Genomic DNA, 7,880 nt, shown 5'->3' with positions numbered 1-7,880 from the left:
TAGTACTGCAACGGCAGTTGGCGGTGTTGTGGTAGATCATCCCGGTGGTGGTCGATGTGGTGATGGATCAGCTGGACCGGGTGCACGAGCGGATCGCGGGCCGGTTCGGACGGTCTGAACCGCGGAATCGGGCTAGGGAGTACGTATCGGGCCTGGTCGCAGGGTTGGAGCGGAAGAACGGCTGGACGCTGGCCGAGCAGGCCGGGGAGGTGTCCCCGGATGGGATGCAGCGGCTGCTGCGCTGGGCGGACTGGGACATCGACGGGGTCCGGGACGACGTTCGCGACTATGTCATCGAGCACCTCGGCGAGCCCGGTGGCGTGCTGATCGTGGACGACACCGGGTTCCTGAAGAAGGGCACGCGCTCGGCCGGGGTGCAGCGGCAGTACTCGGGAACAGCCGGTCGGATCGAGAACTGCCAGATCGGCACGTTTCTTGCCTATGCCTCGTCTCGTGGGCATGCGCTGATCGACCGGGAGCTGTATCTGCCCGAGCCGTGGATCGCCGACCAGGACCGGTGCCGGCGGGCAGCGATCCCGGAGGGCACCGAGTTCGAGACCAAGCCGCGTCAAGCCATGGCGATGCTGGCGCGGGCGTTCGCCGCGAAGGTGCCGTTCGCGTGGATCACTGCTGATGAGGCGTATGGGCAGGTCAAGTACCTGCGGTTGTGGCTGGAAGCCCACGATGCCGCGCACGTGCTGGCCACCAAGGTCAACGACACCCTGGTCACCACCGGCGGTGGCGAGGCCCGAGCCGATGAGCTGATCGCGGAGTTGCCCGCTCGGGCGTGGCGGCGGTTGTCGGTCGGGGCCGGGGCACACGGGCCACGAGAGTATGACTGGGCGCGGGTGCCGATCCGGATCGGCTGGCAGGCCGGGCGCGGGCACTGGCTGCTCGCCCGCCGCTCGCTCTCGGACCCGACCGAGATCGCCTACTACGTCTGCTACGGACCCCGCCGCTCCACCCTGCTGGATCTGGCCTGGATCGCCGGAGCTCGCTGGCGGATCGAGGAGTGCTTCCAGCAAGCCAAGAACGAAGCTGGACTCGATCAATATCAGGTCCGGTCCTGGCGAGCGTGGTATGCCCACATCACCCTGTCGATGCTCGCCCACGCCTGGCTCGCCGTCTCCCGATCCCTCGCCACAAAAGGGGAGCTGACGTCGCTGAGCCGGGCATGATCGGGTTCACGCTACCGGAGATCCGGCGCCTGCTCACCAAGTTGGTCTTGCGTGTCACCGACACCGCTCACCACGTCTGGGCCTGGTCCCGCTGGCGCCGCCGACGACAACACCAAGCCCGGCTCAGCCACTACAAACGCCGCGGCCACCCACTCACCTAACTGCCGTTGCAGTACTAGCCTAGCCGCCGAACACCAACGGCAACGCCACGGCGGCGATGATCAGGGTGACCCCGCTCAGCAGGTCCGAGCGGATCCGGATGAGGCGCGCCGCGAACCGCCCGATCAGCAGCCCGCCCAGTGACAACACCGCGGTCATGACCCCGAAGACGGCGGCCGAGAACCACGGCGAGAGCCCGAGAATCCCCAGGCTCGCGCCGGCGAGCAGATTGTCCAGGCTCAGCGTCAACGGGATGCCGAACAGCGCCCACGGGTGGTCCAGCTCGTCCGGCTCGGGGTTACGGACGGCCGAGATCACGAGGTAGAGACCGTACGCGCCGAGCGCGGCCGCGCCCACCCACTCGGCGACGTCCCCGACGGACTCCCCGATCTCGCGACCGATCAACAGCCCGGCCAGCGGCATGATCGCGTCCCAGAGCCCGAAGGTCAGCGCGACCTGCAGGGCGCGCTTCAGGCCGAATGGGACGGTGCCGAGCGCGATCGAGACCCGGAAGTTGTCGAGACTCAGCACGAAACCGAGCACCAGCACTTCCCAGATCATGGCGACATCGCTGCCCGGTGACGACCGACTCCGGCAGTAGCGGCTGTGTCCCGGCGACCCTCCGCCATAGTTGCCGATAATAGCTCAGAACATCCACGAGACAAACGGGTCAAATTGAATATCGGAATTGCATGATGGTAATCCTCCCTTTCGCCAATCGAACATCGAAAAAGGTCCGGCTGTTCCGCGTGGACGCGGTTTCCGGGAGAGGCGTCAGCGATTCCTCGCCAACCCGGAGTGTGCGAGTCCGGTGCGCTCGAGCTTGTGCCACGGCAACTGGGCGCCCGCCACCGCGGTCACGAGGGACTGGATCACCACCAGGTACATCAGCTGCCGGTAGACGAGCTGCTGGAACGGCAGGACGAGCAACGGACGCAGACGCTCGCCGTCGAGCTTGAACGCGAGCACACCCGGCACCAGCTGGAGCAGCAGGAAACCGAACCACGTCACCGCGAGCTCTGCGGCATCCGCCGTGAACAGCCCGAAGAACGCCACAATGTCGATGACCGGCGCGAGCACCTGCATCAGCACCTGGAACAGCAGCAGGTACGGCAGGCCACGCCGCCCCAGCTTGCCCGCCGCGCCGCGTTCCACCACGGCTCGCCGGTGTTTCCACGCGGCCTGCAGCGTTCCGTAGCACCAGCGGTAGCGCTGCTTCCAGAGCTGCCCGACCGTCGCGGGCGCCTCTGTCCAGGCCACCGCCCTCTCCTCGTAGACGGCTCGCCACCCGGCCCGCTCCAGCGACATGGTGAGATCGGTGTCCTCGGCGAGGGTGTCGTGGGAGATTCCGCCGACATTCAGCACGGCCGAGCGCCGCCAGGCGCCGATCGCGCCCGGCACGGTCGGCATGCACTGGAGGACGTCGTACACGCGGCGATCGAGGTTGAAGCCGAGCACGTACTCGATGTGCTGCCACCGGCCGAGCAGTCCCTTCCGGTTACCGACCTTGGCGTTGCCCGACACCACACCGATGCTCGGGTCCGTGAAGTGCGCGACGAGCCACCCCACGGCGTCGCGGTCCAGGATCGTGTCGCCGTCGACCATGACCACGATCTCCGAGCGGGCCGCGGCAAGGCCCGCGTTCAACGCCGCCGCCTTACCCGCGTTTTCGCCCCGGATGAGCCGGATGCGGGGATGCAGCCGGCGAAGCCGCCGCACCACCTCCACCGTCCGGTCCGTGGAACCGTCGTCGACGACGATCACCTCCGCCGGGTAGCGGGACTCGAGTGCGGACCGCACGGTGGCCGCGATGCCCGCCTCCTCGTTGTAGGCCGGGACGATCACGGTGACCGGTTCGCCGGTCGGCCCGGAGAGCCGCCGGCGCCGAACCCGCCGCACGTGGATGGGGGTGACGATCAGTACTACCAGCGTGCGAAGGATCGCCAGCGCCCCGGCGACCACGAGAAGCATCCGGAGCGCGCCCGCGAGCCACCCGGCGGCCTGCACCGACCAGCCGAGCAGCAGTCCGGTGACCCGCTCCAGGACACCGGCCGGGTTGGTCGCACCGGACACACCGAACGCGCCGCCGACGGAGTCGACCCGCCAGCCCCTTTCCGCCAGCGACCCCAGCAGGCGATCGAGTGCGGTGACGGTCTGCACGCCCGCGGAATCGTGCATCAGGAGCACGGCACCGCGATCGTCGGGGGGTGTGGAGTTGGCGACAATCGCCTCGGCGCCCGGTTGCCGCACGTCCCGCGAGTCGAGATCGGCGACCACGACCTGCCTGCCGTGGTTGCCCGCGCGGAGCATCGCCTTCCACGCCCCGGAGTCCAGCGAGCCGGTGGTCGTGTAGGGCAACTGCACGAGGTTCGTCGTGATCCCCGCGGCACCGGCCAGCACCAGGTCGGTGGCCTGCAGTTCGAGCTGGACCCGGGTGTCACCGGCCTCCCGCAGGTCCATCCGGGTCATCGTGCGGTTACCGATCTCGTGCCCCTCGGCCAGGATCCGCCTGACCAGCTCGGGGTGCCGCGCCGCATGCGCCCCGGTCACGAAGAACGTGGCGCGCACCCGGTGTTCGGCGAGTACGCGCAGGATCCGGGGTGTCCAGCGCGGATCCGGCCCGTCGACGAAGGTCAGCGCGATGGTGCGCGCGGGCAGGTGCCGCACGGTTGGCTCACGAGGGTCGACGACCGAACCGCCGGAGTACACGGACTCGGGCACGAACTCGCGGGACCCCGCCGTCCGGCTCTCTCCGTTGTCGAGCTGACCGGAGACCAGGATGTTCACCGTGAGCAACGCGCTGATGCCGGACAGCAGGAGGCCGAGTAACAGCCAGTGCGCGCGGGGGGATTTCGCAGGTTTGCGGCGGCGGGACACTGCCGCGCCTCAGCGTTGTTGCCCTGGCCTGTCAGGACGTGTGCGCGTTGGTTGGGTCGGCCGCGCCGGGACCTCCGCCGTGGTGACCAGCACCGACAGGACGGGCGGGTTCTGGATGGTGGTGCGGATGTCATTCGCCGTCCCGGCAGGCTCCGCCGGTGCGAGCGGCGGATGGGGGCGGCTCGACGCAGGCAGCGGTGCGGAGGCCGAGGTGACGGGCGAGGCGGGCGCGCTGGGCGGGCGGGGAACGGAGGGTTGCGGTCGCGTCACCAGGGGCGGTCTGCTGTCCGCACCGAACATCGCGGCGATGAGCAGGAATACGCCGCAGGTGAACACGAAGCTCGTGAACAGGGCGAACCGACGGACCAGGCGCCGCCTGCGGCCGGTGGCGTCGACGAAGACCGGGCGGTCGCCGCGGCGCGGCAGGCCGAATCCGGGGCCCAGGAAGATCGGTGTCGTCTCGGCTGCGCTCAGCGCGGAGGCGCGGGAGCCATGCGTCCGGGGCAGTGCCCGGTTGCGGGTGGGCGCCCGTCGTTGACCCGTCCGCGCGTGGCGGCCGTGCCTGGGCCGTGCTGGGCTGGTTCTCCTCGTCGCGGCTCTGCGGCTGTCGAGGCGATGGCCAGGCAATTCACTACTCCCGGTGGTTGAGTCGGACGTCTTCACCCACAAGGCACTCACTCATTGGGGCCAGATGGGCACAGTACGATAACCATGCGGTCACTATTGAGACAAGAGTGACTGATGGGAAGCATGTGGGTTACTTAACGACTGAGTAGGTAAGGGAAATCTTGCGATCGTTCGCTCGCCGGATTGGCAGGCTGTTCCTGATCACGGCGGTGTCACTGGTGTTCGTCGCGTGCGCGACCACCGTGTACCTCGACTTCTCGTTGCAGCGCGTGCCTGCTTTCATGAATTACTCCGGACGGCCCAGTGAGGCCGAGGGCACCAACTGGTTACTGATCGGCACCGACAGCCGGGAGGGATTGTCCGCGGCGCAGCGGCGACACCTCAACACCGGCAGCGAGGCCGATGCGGGCGGAACCCGTACCGACACGATCATGGTGCTGCACATCCCGTCCGGAGCGGCGCCGCCCAGCCTGATCAGCCTGCCCCGCGACTCACTGGTTCCGATCCACGGCCACGGCCAGAACAAGCTCAACGCGGCGTACGCCCTCGGCGGTCCGACATTGCTTTCCAGAACGGTGCAGGACATGACCGGCCTGCACATCGATCACTATCTGGAAATCGGTTTCGGCGGATTCGCCGGAATGGTCGACGCCGTTGGCGGCGTGCGGGTGTGCCTCGCCGAACACGTGTGGGACCCGAAGATCAACCTCGATCTCCCCCGCGGCTGCCAGGAACTCGACGGCGCCAGAGCGCTCGGGTACATGCGCACCCGCGCGTTCGCCGATGGCGACCTGGAGCGAGCCGACCACCAGCAGGATTTCCTGTCGGCCCTGATCTCGAAATGCGCCAGCCGTGCGGTCCTGCTCAACCCGGTCAAACTTGTCCCGCTGACGGGACAGGCCCTGTCCAGCACCTCGTTCTCCGACGGCGACCATCTGCAGCACCTCGCCCAGCTGGCCCTCGCGTTACGAGACCCGGGCGAGGGCGGCCTGATCACCAGGACGGTGCCGGTGAACGGCTCGTCGACGGTGCCCGGCATCGGCTCCGTTCTGTTGTGGGACAAGGAGAGGGCGAACGCCCTCTTCGCGCGGCTGCGCGCCGAGTGAGGCCGCGGGCCAGCGGCGGAGCCTGTTGAGCTGGGCGGGCGGATCGCGTTGCGCAGGGTCGGTCGGTACGCCGCCCTCACGGCGTCTTGGAGACCCCGCGACGCCGGACGCGGTCCGCGACCGTCGAGAGCGCACGCGAACCCGAGTTCCCGTGCCGGCAGCGAGCTTCCGGTTGCCAGGCCGGTCGCAGCGGCGGGGTGTTGTCAGGAAGCGGTTCCCAGACCTCGCATCGAGCACGGCGACCTGATGGCGATCCTCGTTCACGAGGTCGCGGCCCTGCCCGAACGGTATCTCCCGCCCGCACGCGCCGGCCAGCAGGAATACGTCGCCGAACTCGTCCATCTGCTCCGCCGGGCGAACCCCGAGGTGGACGAAGCGGGCGGCAGGCTCCGCATCCACGGCGCCCTCGCCCTGGTCAACGAATTCACCCGGACCCGCCGCTACGCCGGCAGGCCACACCTCGTCGACGAACTCTCGGCGATCGCACTCGATCTCTGCGGCACAGCGCGCTGACGCGCTGGCGGCGCCCGCACGGTGGTCGCGCGGGCGCCGCAAGGCCGTCTCTGCAGCGGCGGTGACTACCGCTTCGGGGCCTCTTCGGAGTGTTCGAGCACAGTGGACTTCGCCCTCACGGCGGCAGCCGCGGTGGTGGCCGCCCAGTTGCGCGGGGCGACGCGGGCGATGCCGAATGCGACGAGGGCGCCGACGAGCAGGCAGAAACCCAGGACGTAGAGCCCGCTCGCGGCGTGTCCCTCGGTGGCGACGAATCCGACGATCACCGGGCCGACGACACCGCCGAAACTGCCCATCAGATTGATCATCCCGCTGGCCTGGCCCGCCTGTTCGGGAGCGATGTACTGCAGGGCCCATGCCCACCACGGTCCGAACGCCGCGTACACACCGATTCCGGTGACGACCATGAGCGTCAGCTGGACGCCCAGCGTGGCAGGCAGGAACTGCTGCAACAGCAGCGCGACGCCACCGACGGCCAGTGGCGGAATGACGAACCAGGACTTCGGGCGCGTCGAACGATCGGCGGCCCGCGAGTTCAACAGCATGGCCGCGCCGGCGATGGCGAATGGAATGACGGACAGGAGCCCGACCGCGCCGATTCCCCGTGAGGACAGCTGCCCGACCACGGTGGGCAGCCACAGGCCGAAGCTGTAGAAACCGGTCAACCACAGGAAGTACACGAGGCAGCAGGCCCAGACGGCCGGTGACCTCAACACCGTCCAGAACGAGGCGGCCTCGGCGCCGGTTGCGCGCTCGGCACGGGTCGCGAGGATGTGGTCACGTTCGGCGTCGGACAGCCTGGCGTCCTGTTCCGGCGAGTCCTTCAGGTACCGCAACACCACGAACGCCAGCACGAACGCGGGCAGGCCCTGCACCACGAACATGACACGCCAATCCCAGGTCTCGATCAGCCAGCCCGCCGAAGGGACCATGATGATCGACGACGCGGGGAGCGCGAAGAGCGAGAGACCTGCCGCACGAGCTCGCTCCCGCAGCGGGAACCAGACGACGAACATGACCGCGAACGCCGGCCAGACCACGCCCTCGGACAGGCCCATCAGGAACCGCCAGACGATCATCGCCGTGGTGGAGCCGGAGAGTGCCTGTCCGATCGAGACGACACCCCAGCAGAACAGTGCGCCTGCGATGACCTTGGTCGGGCCGATCTTTCCCGCGAGCCAGCCGCCGGGGACCTGAGTGAGGATGTAGCCCCAGAAGAACGCCGACAGCACCACGCCGATCGTCGTCGCGGCGAGGTGGAGGTCGGCGCTGATCGCGGGTGCGGCGACGCTGATGTTCGCCCGCTCCGCGAAGGCGACCAGGTAAACGAGGAAGAGCAGCAGACCTGTTCGCCGCCAGCGGGCGGCCGGCGGTGTCGTCGACGTTGACGAGTTGCTCACGGGAACCTCTTTTCGATCGG

The 7,880-nt window shown here is 68.7% G+C and carries 7 protein-coding genes; 4 read left to right on the top strand and 3 right to left on the bottom strand.

The genetic code is table 11. From position 1 onward, the window contains the following. Window positions 1-44 precede the first annotated feature (44 nt). Complete coding sequence (locus BA062_RS35385; RefSeq protein ID WP_110337431.1) at window positions 45-1,178, top strand: IS701 family transposase; 1,134 nt, start codon at window positions 45-47, stop codon at window positions 1,176-1,178. Window positions 1,179-1,358: 180 nt separating this feature from the next. On the opposite strand, the gene BA062_RS35380 is transcribed toward BA062_RS35385, so the two are convergent. Continuing rightward, window positions 1,359-1,898 carry a manganese efflux pump MntP gene (locus tag BA062_RS35380; protein WP_110343512.1) on the bottom strand — a complete coding sequence of 180 codons (540 nt, stop codon included), beginning with the start codon at window positions 1,896-1,898 and terminating at the stop codon, window positions 1,359-1,361. Between the two features lie 213 nt (window positions 1,899-2,111). After that, window positions 2,112-4,214: a bifunctional polysaccharide deacetylase/glycosyltransferase family 2 protein gene (locus tag BA062_RS35375; RefSeq protein WP_110343511.1), complete on the bottom strand. Its 2,103-nt coding sequence runs from the start codon at window positions 4,212-4,214 to the stop codon at window positions 2,112-2,114. Window positions 4,215-4,296: 82 nt separating this feature from the next. Between BA062_RS35375 and BA062_RS35370 the strand changes: the two genes are divergently transcribed. The 3 genes from BA062_RS35370 to BA062_RS35360 all read left to right on the top strand — a co-directional run bounded on the left by BA062_RS35370 (window position 4,297) and on the right by BA062_RS35360 (window position 6,460). Continuing rightward, on the top strand, window positions 4,297-4,752 hold the full coding sequence (locus BA062_RS35370) for a hypothetical protein (protein ID WP_146240126.1): 456 nt from the start codon (window positions 4,297-4,299) through the stop codon (window positions 4,750-4,752). Window positions 4,753-5,002: 250 nt separating this feature from the next. Further along, a complete protein-coding gene (locus BA062_RS35365; RefSeq protein ID WP_245960166.1) occupies window positions 5,003-5,947 on the top strand; it encodes an LCP family protein in 945 nt (314 codons plus the stop codon). 246 nt (window positions 5,948-6,193) lie between these two features. Then, a complete protein-coding gene (locus BA062_RS35360; protein ID WP_110343509.1) occupies window positions 6,194-6,460 on the top strand; it encodes a hypothetical protein in 267 nt (88 codons plus the stop codon). A 65-nt stretch (window positions 6,461-6,525) separates the two neighbouring features. Here the strand turns inward: BA062_RS35360 and BA062_RS35355 are convergent, their stop codons facing one another. Beyond that, on the bottom strand, window positions 6,526-7,860 hold the full coding sequence (locus tag BA062_RS35355) for an MFS transporter (protein ID WP_110343508.1): 1,335 nt from the start codon (window positions 7,858-7,860) through the stop codon (window positions 6,526-6,528). Between the last annotated feature and the right edge of the window lie 20 nt (window positions 7,861-7,880).

The sequence above is a fragment of the Prauserella flavalba genome, from assembly GCF_003202235.1.
GTDB classification, from domain to species: Bacteria; Actinomycetota; Actinomycetes; order Mycobacteriales; family Pseudonocardiaceae; genus Prauserella_A; species Prauserella_A flavalba.
This window is presented reverse-complemented; position numbering and strand designations above follow the sequence as displayed.

Bases quoted from the DNA above. Each gene is read 5' to 3' on its own strand.
- BA062_RS35380 (WP_110343512.1), bottom strand. From the start codon at position 1,898: ATGATCTGGGAAGTGCTGGTGCTCGGTTTCGTGCTGAGTCTCGACAAC.
- BA062_RS35360 (WP_110343509.1), top strand. From the start codon at position 6,194: ATGGCGATCCTCGTTCACGAGGTCGCGGCCCTGCCCGAACGGTATCTC.